Annotated in this window: 11 protein-coding genes; 7 read left to right on the forward strand and 4 right to left on the reverse strand. The window is 67.4% G+C overall.

The annotated features are described in order from the left end of the window. Positions 1–127: 127 nt before the first annotated feature. The 5 genes from GTZ93_RS36030 to GTZ93_RS43080 are packed head-to-tail and all read left to right on the forward strand — an operon-like array spanning position 128 to position 5,285. Positions 128–2,158 carry a lipoxygenase family protein gene (locus GTZ93_RS36030; protein ID WP_139916960.1) on the forward strand — a complete coding sequence of 677 codons (2,031 nt, stop codon included), beginning with the start codon at positions 128–130 and terminating at the stop codon, positions 2,156–2,158. A gap of 21 nt (positions 2,159–2,179) precedes the next feature. Continuing rightward, complete coding sequence (locus tag GTZ93_RS36035; RefSeq protein ID WP_139916959.1) at positions 2,180–3,592, forward strand: cytochrome P450; 1,413 nt, start codon at positions 2,180–2,182, stop codon at positions 3,590–3,592. 30 nt (positions 3,593–3,622) lie between these two features. Next, positions 3,623–4,555, forward strand: a complete 933-nt coding sequence (locus GTZ93_RS36040) for a DUF2381 family protein (protein WP_139916957.1) — start codon at positions 3,623–3,625, stop codon at positions 4,553–4,555. Positions 4,556–4,566: 11 nt separating this feature from the next. After that, positions 4,567–5,058, forward strand: coding sequence for a serine/threonine protein kinase (locus GTZ93_RS36045; RefSeq protein WP_120564239.1), 492 nt, complete (start codon positions 4,567–4,569; stop codon positions 5,056–5,058). A gap of 53 nt (positions 5,059–5,111) precedes the next feature. After that, positions 5,112–5,285, forward strand: coding sequence for a hypothetical protein (locus GTZ93_RS43080; RefSeq protein ID WP_257979079.1), 174 nt, complete (start codon positions 5,112–5,114; stop codon positions 5,283–5,285). 216 nt (positions 5,286–5,501) lie between these two features. Here GTZ93_RS43080 and GTZ93_RS36055 read toward each other — a convergent pair whose 3' ends face one another. Beyond that, positions 5,502–6,485 carry a GlxA family transcriptional regulator gene (locus GTZ93_RS36055; RefSeq protein WP_139916955.1) on the reverse strand — a complete coding sequence of 328 codons (984 nt, stop codon included), beginning with the start codon at positions 6,483–6,485 and terminating at the stop codon, positions 5,502–5,504. A 112-nt stretch (positions 6,486–6,597) separates the two neighbouring features. On the opposite strand from GTZ93_RS36055, the gene GTZ93_RS36060 reads away from it, so the two are divergent. After that, on the forward strand, positions 6,598–7,155 hold the full coding sequence (locus GTZ93_RS36060) for a cysteine hydrolase family protein (protein ID WP_139916953.1): 558 nt from the start codon (positions 6,598–6,600) through the stop codon (positions 7,153–7,155). Between the two features lie 49 nt (positions 7,156–7,204). Here GTZ93_RS36060 and GTZ93_RS36065 read toward each other — a convergent pair whose 3' ends face one another. From GTZ93_RS36065 to ada, 3 genes are all read right to left on the reverse strand, one after another. Next, positions 7,205–8,269, reverse strand: a complete 1,065-nt coding sequence (locus tag GTZ93_RS36065) for a DUF3103 domain-containing protein (RefSeq protein WP_257979078.1) — start codon at positions 8,267–8,269, stop codon at positions 7,205–7,207. Between the two features lie 471 nt (positions 8,270–8,740). Next, entirely contained in the window at positions 8,741–9,421 is a 681-nt protein-coding gene (locus GTZ93_RS36070; RefSeq protein ID WP_257979077.1) for a 2OG-Fe(II) oxygenase, read from the reverse strand. A 17-nt stretch (positions 9,422–9,438) separates the two neighbouring features. Continuing rightward, on the reverse strand, positions 9,439–10,512 hold the full coding sequence (gene ada / locus GTZ93_RS36075) for a bifunctional DNA-binding transcriptional regulator/O6-methylguanine-DNA methyltransferase Ada (RefSeq protein ID WP_139916947.1): 1,074 nt from the start codon (positions 10,510–10,512) through the stop codon (positions 9,439–9,441). 230 nt (positions 10,513–10,742) lie between these two features. Between ada and GTZ93_RS36080 the strand changes: the two genes are divergently transcribed. Further along, positions 10,743–14,015, forward strand: coding sequence for a C45 family autoproteolytic acyltransferase/hydolase (locus tag GTZ93_RS36080; RefSeq protein WP_139916945.1), 3,273 nt, complete (start codon positions 10,743–10,745; stop codon positions 14,013–14,015). Positions 14,016–14,129 lie beyond the last annotated feature (114 nt).

Below are 14,129 nucleotides of genomic sequence, written 5' to 3' on the forward strand. Positions count from 1 at the left end.
ACCCGCTATCGATTTCAGCGCAGGCTCCGAGGGAAGGAGCCGTGCTCAGCGTCAGTGCGAGAGCCCGGCTTGTCCGTCCCGGTTTCACCGGCGTACCTTCCGCCGTTGCGTGCTAGTGGGGAAATCCATGACTGTCGATTACACGCTGACGATTCGCACGAGCTCGAAGCTCGGCGCCGGAACGAACGCGGCCATCTCCGTGGTCCTGGTGGGCACGAAGGGCGAGAGCCAGCCGCAAGCCCTGGACAAGCGCTTCCACAACGACTTCGAGGCCGGCGCGGTGGACGCCTACTCCGTCAGGTCCGAGGACCTGGGGGACCTGATCCTGCTCCGTTTCTCCAACGCGGGGGGCGGCGTCGGTGGCGACTGGCTCCTCGACTCGGTGACCGTCACCGCGCTGGGGAAGCACTGGTTCTTCCCGTACTACCGCTGGGTCCTGGGCCGCTCCACCGCGGAGGTCCTCGAGGGCACCGCCCAACTGCCCCAGCAGGTCCAGCACGAGCGGCAGAAGGTCGCCCGGAACGACCTGCTCCGGGCCCGCCAGCGCATGTATCCCTGGCGCCCCGCGGAGGCCACCGCCGGGCTGCCCGGCGCGCTCGACATCACGGAGGCGCGCCCGCTGCCGAAGGACGAGCTCTACCGGGGCCTCGTGGACGGCAGCTATGAGGTCGTCATCGCGAAGACGCTCGCGGCCATCAAGTTGCACATGCCCGTGCTCGGCAAGGCGTGGAATGGCCTCGTGGACGTCTTCGACTTCTTCAAGGGCCTCGAACTGCCAACCATCGCCAGGCGCTGGCAGGACGACATCGAGTTCGCCCGGCAGGCCGTGCAGGGCATCAGCCCCGTCCACATCCAGTCCATCACCGAGCTGCCGGAAGGAATGCCCCTCCAGGACTCCGAGCTGAGGGGCCTGCTGGCTCCTGGCACGACGCTCCAACAGGCGCTGGCCGGCAAGCGCGTCTTCCTGCTCGACTTCGAGATCCTGGGCGACGTGCCCATGTTCAGGAAGGCGGACAAGGCCGGCGTCGAGGAGCGCCGGTGGGCGCCCGCGTCCCGATGCCTGCTGTACCTGGACGACACGCGGCAACTGCGGCCCATCGCCATCCAGCTGGGCCGCGACCCGGCGCTGGATCCAGTGTTCACGCCCAATGACAGCCCGCACGACTGGCTGGCCGCGAAGATCTACCTCCGGTGCAGCGAGGGCAATACGCACCAGATGGTGGGGCACGCGCTCCGGACCCACTTTGTCGCCGAGCCGTTCGTCATGGCGACGATGCGCAACCTCCCGGACCCGCACCCCGTCTACAAGCTGCTGCGCCGCCATTTCCGCTACACGCTCGCCATCAACGATGGCGCCCGGAAGGGCCTGCTCGCGGCGGGCGGCGTGTTCGACGATCTCATCGCCACGGGCGGCCCCGACCAGGGCCACGTCTTCCTGGGCAAGAAGGGGTACAGGGCCTGGACGCTCGCGGACAACAAGCCGCGCCTGGACATCGAGCGCCGTGGCGTGCTCGACCCGGCGGTGCTCCCGCACTACCCGTATCGCGATGACTCGCTGCTCCTGTGGGAGGCGCTGGAGGAGTACGTGGGCGGTGTGCTGGGGCACTTCTACAAGTCCGACGAGGACCTGGTGCACGACACCGACATGCAGCGTTGGTGGAAGGACCTCACCGAGCACGGCCTGTCGGTGGAGAAGCTGCCCTGCGCGGAGCTGAAGCGCGTCGCGGACCTGACGGACATCCTCACCACGGTGCTCTTCACGGTCAGCGTCCAGCACGCGGCGGTGAACTACCTCCAGTACGAGCACTACGCCTTCGTGCCCAACGCGCCCCTGTGCATGCGCCAGCCTCCGCCGAGAGAGAAGGGCGTCCTGGGTGAGAAGGACATCGACGCGATGATTCCCTCCAAGACGCAGATGCTCTGGCAGGTGGCGGTGGGCCGCGCGCTGTCCAGCTTCGGGGACGACGAGGAGTACCTGCTCCACGAGGGTGGCTGGCGCGAGGATTACTTCCAGGAGCCGGAGCTCATCGCCATCCGCGACCGCTTCCACGCCCAGCTGCGCGCGCAGAGCGAGGCCGTGAAGGCGCGCAACGCGAAGAGCGCGGTGCCCTACACCGTCCTGCAGGCCGACCGCATCCCCTGTGGCATCACCGTCTAGCGCCGTCAGGAGACTCCGCCCATGCCCAATGCCCTCTCTCGCGGCATCTTCAACCTGTTCTTCGGCGCGAAGCGTAAGCCGTTCGCGTCGCTGCCCGGTCCCCAGCCGGGGATCCTCGGCACTGCTGGGGACTTCCTGGGGGCGTCGCCCTGGGATGTCTGTGCGCGCTATGGCCGCGAGTACGGCGGCGTCACGCTCATCTGGATGGGGCCCAACCCCGGACTGGTGCTCAACGACCCGGCGCTCATCGCGGAGGTCTACGAGTCCCCGCGCCGGATGGAGTTCGAGAAGGGGAACATCAGCGAGCAGATCCGCCCGTCGGTGACGGACGACACTGCGTTCACTGCGGAGCTGCGCGGGGACTGGGTCCGGAAGCGCCAGCTGGAGCCCGGCGCGCAGCCGTGGGCCACGGAGTGGCTGGCGGATCAGGTGGGCCCCATGCAGGCGGCGATCTCCGAGTCCGTGGACGCGCTGCTGAAGCAGAGGCACATCGACCTCACGCCCGCGCTGCGCCGGCTCACCTTCGACGCGTTCTCGGTGGCTTCGGTGGGGGAGAAGCTGTCGGATCAGGTGTTCGAGGACTTCATGCTGCTCGCGAGGGCGGCGGACGCGCGCATCCAGTCGAAGTTGCCGCTGAAGTTCGTGAAGCCGCCCAAGGACTTCGACGCGGTGAAGGCGCGCTTCTACGGGCACTTCGTGGACCGCATCCGCGAGGCTCGCAAGCGGCAGGACCCGCGTGCCGTGGACATCATGTCCCGCTACCTGCGGGAGACGCCGGGCATCGATGATCAGGTGCTGGCGCACATGCTTGGGGGCACCTATTTCGGCGGTGCGTTCTCCTCCAGCGTCACGCTGGTGGGGGCGTTCCACCAGCTCAACAAGTACCCCGACGCTGACGCGCGCCTCGCCGCCGAGGCCGCCTCGTTGGTGGCGGACGGGCCGCTGACGCTCGCGAAGCTGGACGCCGCGAAGTGGGTGGAGGCCGTGGCGTATGAGGCGCTGCGCATCCTGCCGGCGGTCCGGGTGATGACGCGCACGCCGTCGAAGGATGCGCAGCTGGCCGGGGTCACGTTGCCAGCGGGGTCGATGATCATGATCTCGAATCAGCACCTTCACCGCGACCCGGCGCACTGGCCGGACCCGGACACGTTCAAGCCGGAGCGCTGGCTGGACGGAGGCACGACGCGGGACCCGCTGGGGAGCGGCCATTTCTTCCCCTTTGGACGCGGGCCGCGTGCGTGCGTGGGCGCGGACTTCGCGATGGTGTTCCTGAAGATGGCTCTCGCGACGATTGCCTCGCGGGTGAAGATCCAGCTCGACTCGACGGAGCCCTTCGAAGAGGGCTTCTTCTTCGGCGTGGTGCTGCCGAAGGGCGTTACCGGGAAGCTCGTCGCGCGGACGGCGCAGGCATTACTCAAGGCAAAGGTTGGATGAACTGTACCTGCCCTGGTAGGTTGGGAGTCCATGCGCGTCCTCCCTTTTCTCAGGTATGGCCTCCTGCTTGTCCTGATCGCTTCGCCGTCCCTGGCGAGGGAGGTGTCGGACAAGCTCACGATTCGGACGCTCAAGGCCCCAGCCCATCCAGCCCAGGAGGCGTCGTCCATCTATGTCTCCTGGCAGGTGGTGACAGCACTTCGATTCGAGGCGGAGGTTGATCCCGCCCGGACGAAGTTCCTGGGGTGGGAGGGACGTTTCGAAGCGCCGCTGATTGGCGGCAAGAAGGTCATCCTCGAACCGCTGCGTGAGCTCGATAGCGGCGAAGCGTTACCCTTGCTGGTGACACTCGTTGATGGAACAGAGTTCACATTCCTGGTGAGGGCCAAGAGCCAGGAGCGCTGGGGCTGGATCGACTATCAGGTCAACGTGTTCAAGGACCCTGACAGTTACGATGCGGTCCTCTCGTCGCTTTATGACTCGCTCGGTCGCGAGCGCAAGCTGAGTGAGGAGAATGAGCGCTTCAAGAAGGAAGAGAACTCGGTTGACCACGCCTATGCGACGCTTCTCGCGAATGGGCAGGTCAAGAAGACGCCGTTCCGGCGTGCGAAGTTCTGGCGCTCGAAGAACGAAGACATGGACATGGTCGTTGAGGTCTTCTCGGGGCCAGAAAAGGCAGCGGCCGTGATTCACCTGACGAATACCTACCATGGCCAGTCCTGGAGATTCGACGGGGCCTATCTCACTCGCGACTTCTCCAGCGACACCGCTCGCCCGTTCGCGCTTCGCATGAATCGCTCCGTCCTCGTTTCGGGACAGTCGGGAAGGCTCGCAGTCGTTGTCGACAAGAGCGCCTTCGAGGACAAGGACGGGCAACTGGCCGATCTGGCCCTCCAGATCTTCCGGGACGACGGACTCCTCCAGGTGTTCGTCGCGATGGATCACACCTTGCTTCGGCAGTAGAAGTGGCGCTCATGCGCATGCCCAAGGCCCTGTTGCTCGGCTCCGTTCTCCTGCTTGGCGCCCCTTCTGGCTGCACTACGGCTGGCGGTGTCGCGCTACGCCCCGACGGCACCCCAGGACCGCAGGAGTGCCCGGCGAAGGCGCTCGAAGTGATGCGGTACCTGAGGCTGCGGGTTGGGGATGCCGCGCTGGCGGATCTCGATGCCAACCAGATCGACGCAAGACGCATCTCGCTCTACGACGGACCCATTGAGAGCATCCTCAAGGACGACATGGGCACCCTTGAGGCGACGACGCGCTTGTATGGGCAGGTCTGGACGAGCGGGCCCCAGGTCGTCATTCGCTGGTACGAGGCCCACCCGCCAGATGGCGACAAGGTTCCCATCTGCGCCGTGGCTCGGCTCAGCCGGGATCAGATGCGGAAGCTGCCTGAGTCAAAGCCCGGAATGGCGATTCTCGACGGCTCTGTGGCAGCTGCCTACATCGTCGATTCATTTCGCTGACATCTGACTATTGGTGCCGCTGGAGCTTTGATCCTGGTTCTGAAGGAGGACCCATGGCTTACAACTCCAATTTCGACGTCGATGCCGTGATGGGTGTCCTTGGGACGATCGGTGAGCGGTTCCAGGATGGAACCCCCGAGGACGAAGCCCTGAGGATCGCCGCAGTGGCGCTGCTCTACGTCCGCGAGAACGGGAAGTTGGAGGACTACCGGGAGTACTTCCGGTAGTTCTTCATCCCTGCCTCAGCGTCCATTGTCGTGGCCCAGTCGTTCTCCACGATGGAGGAGGCTGAAGCCTGGCTCGCCCAGGGACTGGGGCAGGAGGGCGACCTGGTTCGTGTCGCGGGAAAGGGCTTCCGGGTCATTCCTCGCAGGACGGGTGGCGGGCTGATGTTTCTCCGCACGCCCCTTCCCGAAGAAATGGAGCCTTGACCACGGTTCACATCAGCGCAGCGCGAACCGCTTCCTGTAGGAGCCCGGAGACAGTCCGGTGCGAGCCTTGAAGCGGCGGCGGAACGACGTGGTGTCGGCGTAGCCGACGGACTGGGAGATGTCCTCCACGGTTCGGGGAGTGGTCTCCAGGAGTCGCCGGGCGGCCTCGATGCGCAGGCGCTGGACATAGTCCAGGGGCGTATCGCCGGTGGCCTTGCGGAACCGACGCAGCAGCGTGCGTTCGCCCAGGCTCGCGGCCCCGGCCGCTCCCGCCAGGGTCACCGGCTCCGAGAGGTGGGCCTCCAGCCACTCCTGGGCGCGCAGCACGGCGGTGTCGCCGTGGTCGCGAGGCGTGGCGTGCACTGTGTCGGGGGCGAGGAACCGACGGCCGGGTTCCACCAGGAGCATCCTGGCGCAAAGCGCGGCCAGCTCCGCGGAGACCTGCTTCGCGATCAGGTGCAGGCAGAGGTCCATGCAGGCGGTGATTCCGCCCGTGGTGAGCACGTCGCCATGGTCCACCAGGAGCAATTCCGGCTTGAGCGCCACGCGGGGATAGCGGGTCGCGAAGTCCCGGGCCAGCCCCCAGTGGGTGGTGGCCTCCCGGCCCTCCAGGAGCCCCGCCTCGGCGAGCAGGAAGGCGCCCGCGCACACCGCCGCGAGCTTCGCGCCTCGCGTGTGCTGTCCCGCCAGCCAGTCCGTGGTGGAGCGCTTCGCCACGCGTTGCTCCAGGTCGCCCACGAGCGCGGGGATGATGACGACGTCGAAGCGTTCCGTCGGGGCCGGCACTCGCGCGGCGCCCAGCATCAGGCCATGGAAGCTGCGCACGGGGCCGGCGAGGGGCGCCACCAGTTCCGTCGTGAAGGGTTCTCCACCGCCCTGGTCCCGGCTCAGGCGGTTGGCCATGGCGAACACGTCCAGCGGGCCCGCGACGCTGGAGGCCACGCAGCCCTCCAGGGCCAGCACCGCGACACGAATCGACGAGGACCCGGCAGGCATGCGCGTTTGTCGGTTTCCGCCCCGGATTTGTCAATCCGGACACTCCCGCCAGGGCGCGGGCCCGCGTATTCGACGTGGCGACGCATCAAGACCCGAATGAAGGAGGACGTCCGTGGAGAACACCGCACTGCTGCTCATCGACATCCAGAATGACTATTTCCCCGAGGGACGGTTCGAACTGGATCGCTGCGATGCCGCGGCCACCCAGGCCCGGGCGGCCCTGGACTTCTTCCGGGAGCGCGGCCTTCCGGTCATCCACGTGCGCCACGAATCCCCGCAGCCAGGCGCCACCTTCTTCCTGCCGGGGACCCCGGGCGCGGAGATTCATCCTCGAGTCGCGCCTCGACCGGGTGAAGCGGTGGTGCTCAAGCACTTCCCCAACAGCTTCCGCGAGACGGACCTCCAGGAGCGCCTGCGGACCCTGGAGGTGAAGCACCTGGTGGTCGTGGGAATGATGACCCTCATGTGCGTGGATGCCACGGTGCGGGCCGCAGCGGACCTGGGCTACACGGTCACCGTGCTGGGGGATGCGTGCGCGGCCCGGAGCCTGGAGTTCCAGGGCCAGAGCGTGCCCGCGCCCCAGGTCCATGCCGCGTTCCTGGCGGCGTTGGGGATGGGCTACGCCAGGGTCCTGCCGACCGCCGACTTCCTGGCCCAGGCCGGACGCTGACCGAAGGGGTCGAGCAGAGCCGCCTCGACCCCCACGGGCCCGCCGACTGCTACTGGCCCAGGAGTTCGTACGGCCTGAGCGTCACCACCGCGTTGCCGCGTGCACCGCTGTAGTTGGTGTAGGTGTGGTTCTTCTCCAGGGTGTAGAACGAATCGACGTAGTCGTCGTCGTTGGTGAACCATTCACCCGGCATGCGATCCACCAGCCCGCTGCCCAGGGACACCAGGGCGCCGATCTCCGGCTGGCCCACGGCGGTCAGGATCTGGCTCGCGACATTGAACAGGTAGCTCACCAGCTCCTGGTAGCTGGTGTTGTCGTCGTGCTCCATGAGGATGACGTTCGCCGCCGCCCAGCGGTAGCGCTCCCAGAAGATCAGGACCTGGTTCGGGGAGTAGGTCCTCCCGTCCGTGTCCAGATAGGGCATGTCGACGATGTCCAACTGCGGTGCGTCACGGCTGGGGTCGACACCATTGACGATGGCATAGACCTCCGCGTTACCGGAGATCCACGGCTCCTCGTCGTCGTTCAGGTAGATGCGATCGAGGATCGTCACCGGCGTGCTGGCCGCCGCGGCGGACGTGTCCAGGACGGGCAGGGGACGTTGCCCGAGGGCCACGAGGTGCTCGCGCATCAGCTTGATGCCGGCGGCCAGGTCCCTGCGCGCGTCGATGTCCACCACCAGCACCGGCTGTTCGGGCAGGCGGTGCACGTCGAGGCGGTGCACGCGGCCAAGGCCATCGAAGGCCTCGATGAAGCGCCACTGGGAGTCATCGCCATCCGGTTCATAGGCGTAGAGAGGGTCAACGCCTTGCTGCAATGCCGCCAGCATGGACGCGCTGGCCAGACGAAGCTGCAGCAGGCTGTCTAGCTCACGATCGATGCCCTTGAGCCGACGGATGTTCAGGTCCGCTCGCTCCGCCACGCCCGTGACGGAGGACGGGGCCGACACGGTGCTCAGCCACTGCTTCAGGTCCACAGCGAGGTGCTCGCTGCTCAAGCGGGAAGCGAGAGCCTTTCGCAGCACCGGGTCCTGCTTCGCCAGGGTCAGCGCCACCTCGCGCTTGTCGGCGGCCAGCGACACGCTGATGCGCTCGCGCAGCGCCGCTGGCTTCATGGCGGTGGCTCGAGCTTGGGGGGCTGCGTTCACGCAAATGAACAGCGCGATGACCATCCCTATCCGCTTCATTGGATTCTCCGGTGGGTGAGAGAGGGTGCTGGGCCAGCAGCCGCAGATGCACGGCAACGCTGACCTGCCATTATTCATCACGGCCTACATTCGTGGATATAGAGGAAAAGCAGGATTGTGAGAGCCGCTCCCAGCGAGGCCGCCTCTCACGCGCATACCGAGGCCTCGTGGGGCCCTGAGCGTTTCAGCCGCAGGGACCCGGGCCGGGCCGGTCGGAATCCAGGGCGCTGGCCGCGTCCTGCACCGTCAACGGCAGACTCGAGACGACAGCGGATGCCTGGGTTTTGTCGTTTTGCAGAATGGACAAACTCAGGCACTCAGATCAAGGCCTCTCCATATGGGTGGGAATGGCCCTGGGGTAATTCACTATTTCTGCGGATGTGTGCCCAATACCAGGGGCTACGCCGCATCATGGAAAATGATGCCTGCCGTGTGCCTCATGCCGGAGCGTACGCGGCTGACACCGTGCCGCAGGTTGACGCGGTACGTGCCCCGTGTGCCCTGGACCGGGCGATGATGCACCGCGAAGACGACCGCATCCCCCTGACGCAGAGGGACGACCTCCGCGCGTGACTGCATTCGGGGACGTTGCTCCGTCAGGACGAACTCGCCGCCCGTGAAGTCCCGTCCGGGTTCGGAGAGGAGGATGGCCACCTGGAGCGGGAAGACGTGCTCGCCATACAGGTCCTGGTGCAAGCAGTTGTAGTCGTCCGCGCCGTAGCGCAGGAGCAGGGGCGTGGGCCGCACCTGCCCGGCTTCGTGGCATCGCGCGAGGAAGTCCGCGTGGACGTCCGGATACCGCACGTCGATGCCCATGGCCGTGTTCCAGCGGTTCGCGATGGGCGCCAGGCATGGATACAGCGCCGTGCGCAGTTCCGTCACGACCTCCGGCAACGGATGGTCGAAGTATTTGTATTCGCCCCGGCCGAACCCGTGCCGCGCCATCACCACTCGGCTGCGAAAGGCGTCGTCCACGTCGTAGAGCAACGCCAATGCTTCGCACTCGTCAGGCGTGAGCAGTTGCTCCAGCACCGCGCACCCACGGGCATCCAACTCCCGGCCCGTTCCCTCCCAATCCACCGAACGAACCCGTCTCCTCACCGCTGCGCCTCACGCTCCAGCAACGCGCGCTTTCGCTCCACGCCCCACCGATACCCAGACAGCGCGCCGTCATTCCGCACCACCCGGTGACACGGAATCGCCACCGCCAGCGCGTTCGCGCCACACGCCTGAGCCACGGCCCGCACCGACTTCGGCGAACCAATCCGCTCCGCGATGTCCATGTAGCTCGCCGTCTTCCCCGCTGGAATCTCCCGCAGCGCCTGCCACACGCGCTGCTGGAACGCCGTGCCCCTCACGTCCAGTGGCAAATCCAGCCCCACGCGCGGCGCCTCCACGAAGCCCACGACCTTCGCGACCAGCTGCTCGAACTTCGCGTCCCCGCCCACCAGCGTCGCCTGCGGGAAGCGGTCCTGGAGGTCCTTCGCCAGCGCGTCCGGATCATCTCCCATCAGGATGGCGCACACGCCCCGGTCGCTCGTGGCCACCAGGATGGGCCCCAGCGAGCACTCCGCGATGGCGAAGTGGATCTGCGTGTTCGCGCCCCCGGCGCGGAAGTTCGTCGGTGTCATGCCCAGGACCTGGCTGGAGGTTTCGTAGAAGCGACCGCTCGAATTGAATCCGGCGTCGTAGATGGCTTCAGTGACGGAGCCGCGCTTCGTCAGCCCCGTGCGGATCCGCTCCGCCCGCTGCGCCGCCGCGTAGCCCTTCGGCGTCAGCCCCGTGACGGCCTTGAACACCCGGTGCAGGTGATACGGCGACAGCCCCGCGCGCTCCGCCAGTTCCTCCAGGCTCGGCATCTCTTCAGACGCCTGGATGAAGCGGCAAAGCTCGGCCACCCGGTCTGCGTGCTTCACAGCGAGCGAGGGCTCCCCCGGCTTGCACCGCTTGCACGCCCGGTACCCCGCCTGCTCCGCCGCCGTCTTCGTCGCGTGGAACCCCACGTTCTCCGGCCGCGGCGTCCTCGCGCCACAGGACGGACGGCAGTACACCCCCGTCGTCCTCACGGAATAGAAGAAGCGCCCATCCTCCGCCGCGTCCCGAGCGACGACCGCCGCCCAGCGCGGGTCGCCCACTGTCGCCGCCGCGAGGGCCTCCGTCTTCGTCGCCATGCTCAGCCTCCTTTCGATGACCACGAGGCGAAACCTAACCCCCGGTTCCCAGGCCAGCACTCCGCGCCTTGCGGTCGAATTCGGACCGTCGTGGGACAGGGCGTCATGTCGTGAAGCTGTCCAATCGCGCCAGGAGTGAACCTCTCGCCATGCTCACGCAATGCGTGCCAGCACGCCCGCGTACGACGTGACAGGATGCCGCACCCTTTCCTCCTTCCCATGAGCAAGCCATGTCCCACCTGCGTCTGATGTGGAAGCGCTCCCGTCTACTCTGGCCCACGCTGGCCGCCTGCGCCTCGGCCACCGCCTGGGCCGCCCCCGCCTCCATCGCCGTCCCCAACGCCGGCTTTGAAACCGCCGCCGCCACCGGCCTTCCCCAGGGCTGGACGGCCTCGGGCCAGGGCAAGGTGTCCGCCCGCACCGACGCGAAGTCGGAGGGCAGCCGCAGCCTCGTCATTGAAAGCCCCCAGGGCGGCGCGGAGACCACCGTTGTGTCCGAACCCGTGAAGCTCCAGGTGGGCCGCCTCTACCGGCTCTCCGCCTGGGTGCGCACGAAGGGCGTGCAGGCGGATGCGCAGGCGCGCTACCCCACGGCGCTGGGCGCGTGTCTGTCCATGCAGAGCTTCCCCTTCACCAACTGCTCTCCTCCGCAGGGCGCGGACTCCAGCGGCCGCGTGCAGGCGCTGTTCTTCGCCACCCAGTCCAGTGATCGCGTGCGCGCGCACCTGGGCCACAACGGCAAGGCCACCGGCACCGCGTGGTTCGACGATGTGAAGGTGGAGGAGGTGGACGACATCACCTCGTACATCCCCATGGAGAGCGTGCGGTGGGCCGGCAAGGGCTTCCGCTACGACGACGGCGGCTGGGTGTACGTGCACATCGAGGGCGAGCCCTACGAGCGCGGCCGGCAGTACGGCGAGCTCGTGTCGCAGGAGATCGTCCGCTACATCGAGAAGCTGGGCATCCAGAAGGACAAGGCGGACGCCGCGAAGGGATGGGCGCAGGTGCGCCTGCTCGCGGACTCGCTGTTCCTGCGCCGCTTCGACCCCGAGTACCTGGAGGAGATGAAGGGCATCGCCGACGGCGCCAACGTGGGCGGCGCGAAGTTCAAGGGCCCGGATGGCAAGGAGCGCGACCTGGACGTGCTCGATGTCGTCGCCATCAACTCCGCCGTGGACCTGGGCCAGCTGGAGGACGCCAACCGCGTCACCGCGTCCCCGCTCTCCGGCCGCACCTTCCTCAAGGGTGAGGATGAGAACGGCCGGGCAGGGGAGGGCGACCACTGCTCGTCCTTCGTGGCCACCAAGTCCGCGACGAAGGACGGCCGCGTCGTCATGGGCCAGATCTTCATGTGGAACGGCTACACCGGCGTCCACTGGGACGTGATGCTGGACGTGCAGCCCACCAAGGGCCACCGCTTCGTGATGCAGACCTTCCCGGGCGGCATCCACAGCGGCTCCGACTGGATGCTCAACGACGCGGGCATCGTCATCGGCGAGACGACCGTCGGCCAGACGCCCTTCAACATCGACGGCACCCCGCAGAGCAACCGCATCCGCAAGGCCGTGCAGTACGCGAACTCCATCGACGACGTGGAGCGCATCCTCAAGGACCGCAACAACGGCCTCTACACCAACGACTGGACGCTCGCGGACACCAAGACGGATGAGGGCGCATGCCTTCTGCTGGGCACCGCGAAGACGCGGCTGTGGCGCACCGGCAGCAAGGGCAAGGCCGGGGACACGCCCGGAAACCTCAAGGACTTCATCTGGGCCAACAACAACAACCGCGACCCGGAGGTCCGCAAGGAGTCCGTGCCCAACTCGAGCAACGCTCCGGTGGACCTGGCCTTCAACACCTGGAACCGCGACATCGCCTTCCAGGAGGCCTACGCGAAGTACGGCAAGGGCGGCTTCGACGTGGACAGCGCCACGCGCATGATGGCGTCCAGCCCCATCAACCGGCCCCACGCGTGTGACGGCAAGGTCACCACGTCGGAGATGACCGAGAAGCTGATGTTCCTGGCCCACTACGGCAAGACGACGCTGCGCGAGAAGATGGTGGGCAGCCGCTGGATTCCGGACCTGCCCGGCGCCACCCCGCACCTGTCCCTGGGCTACACCGCCTTCAGCCCCATCTACGTCGCGGATCAGCTGAAGGCAGCCAAGGCGAAGCAGAAGCCGGAGCCCAAGGCGGACAAGCCCAAGCGCGACTTCGCTCGCGTGAAGGACGCGCTCGGCTTCGACGAGAAGAAGCTCTGGGCCAACACGGTGTTCCCCGCCACGGACGCGGACAACTGGTTCGGCAGCGGCTCGGCGGCGTACTGGACGCTGCTCAGGGACCTGCCGGAAGGGGATGACCTCTCCAAGGCCTTCGACGCCCAGCGCGACGCGCTCGCGGACCTCAACGCCCGCTACCTCTACGTCACGGCCCGCGAGGGCGACGTGGTGCCCACCGCCGCGCGCACGGACTACGGCCGTTATGGCCAGTACGCGGTGCCTCGCATCAAGGGCACGTACCTGCTGCACCAGCTGCGGCTGACCCTGGGCAACGCGAAGTTCGCCAAGGTGATGGGTGCGGTGCACACGAAGTTCGCGAACAAGAAGCTCACCACCCAGGACTTCATCCGCACCGCTTCAGAGGCCGCGGGCCAGGACGTGGGGCCGTGGGTGAAGCAGTGGGTGGAGCGCGGGGGCCTGCCCGCGCCGCGCCTCACCTCCCGCGCCCAGAAGGCGAAGGAGGGCTTCGAGGTGACGCTGAAGGTGGAGCAGTCCGGCACGCCCTGGCGCTTCGCCACGCTGGTGGAGGTGCAGACGGAGAAGGGCGCCGTGCTGGAGCGCGTGGAGGTGAAGGGCGGAAGCGAAACCTTCACCGTGAAGGTCCCGGACCGGCCGGTGCGCGTGGTGTTCAACGTGGGCAACGACATCCCCGTGGCCCGCGAGCGCTACCAGACCCTGGCCAACACGCTGGATGACTGGGACAAGCTCCTCTTCGTGTACGGCTCCGCGCGCCAGGTGGAGTCCATGCGCACGCTGGCGACGAACTACCGCGAGCAGCTGGCGGACGCGTCTCCGGAGCGCCTGGCCCCGCTCAAGCCGGACGCCGAGGTGACGGACGCGGAGCTGGCGGACCGCGACCTGGTCGTCTTCGGCGGCCTGGAGGACAACGGGCTCATGGCGCGCCTGGCGGCGGAGAAGAAGCTGCCTGTCGAACTGGGCCGGCGCTTCTTCCGCTGGCAGGGAAAGACGTACGGCCGCGCGGATGACGGCCTCGCCCTGGCGCTGCCCAACCCCTGGAACCCGAAGCGGACGATGTACCTCTTCGTCGCCAACAGCGGCCTGGAGCTGTGGCACATGACGCGCTCGTTCCAGCGCGGCCTCCAGAGCTGGGCGCTGTTCCGCGCGGGCGAGGTGAGCGGCAAGGGCTTCCACGCCACCGAGGGCCTCACCCAGGAGCTGTCCGTGGAGCTGCCCGCCCCCAAGCTGGGCATGCTCACCCCCTGAGCCGCCGTCGCTGAAATCCAGAAGCACCCCAGGAAGGGCCGGCGGAGCGCACTCCCGCCGGCCCTTCTTGCGTTCGGCTGCTTCGTCCCTCTGGAACCCCAGGCCGATTTGACT

This window comes from Corallococcus exiguus (genome assembly GCF_009909105.1).
Classification (GTDB): Bacteria; Myxococcota; Myxococcia; order Myxococcales; family Myxococcaceae; genus Corallococcus; species Corallococcus exiguus.

Excerpts from the sequence above, each read along its gene's own strand:
- GTZ93_RS36080 (WP_139916945.1), top strand. The coding sequence starts at position 10,743 with ATGTCCCACCTGCGTCTGATGTGGAAGCGCTCCCGTCTACTCTGGCCC.
- GTZ93_RS43080 (WP_257979079.1), top strand. The coding sequence starts at position 5,112 with ATGGCTTACAACTCCAATTTCGACGTCGATGCCGTGATGGGTGTCCTT.
- GTZ93_RS36065 (WP_257979078.1), bottom strand. The coding sequence starts at position 8,269 with ATGAAGCCAGCGGCGCTGCGCGAGCGCATCAGCGTGTCGCTGGCCGCC.
- GTZ93_RS36045 (WP_120564239.1), top strand. The coding sequence starts at position 4,567 with ATGCGCATGCCCAAGGCCCTGTTGCTCGGCTCCGTTCTCCTGCTTGGC.
- GTZ93_RS36035 (WP_139916959.1), top strand. The coding sequence starts at position 2,180 with ATGCCCAATGCCCTCTCTCGCGGCATCTTCAACCTGTTCTTCGGCGCG.
- GTZ93_RS36055 (WP_139916955.1), bottom strand. The coding sequence starts at position 6,485 with ATGCCTGCCGGGTCCTCGTCGATTCGTGTCGCGGTGCTGGCCCTGGAG.
- ada (WP_139916947.1), bottom strand. The coding sequence starts at position 10,512 with ATGGCGACGAAGACGGAGGCCCTCGCGGCGGCGACAGTGGGCGACCCG.
- GTZ93_RS36030 (WP_139916960.1), top strand. The coding sequence starts at position 128 with ATGACTGTCGATTACACGCTGACGATTCGCACGAGCTCGAAGCTCGGC.
- GTZ93_RS36040 (WP_139916957.1), top strand. The coding sequence starts at position 3,623 with ATGCGCGTCCTCCCTTTTCTCAGGTATGGCCTCCTGCTTGTCCTGATC.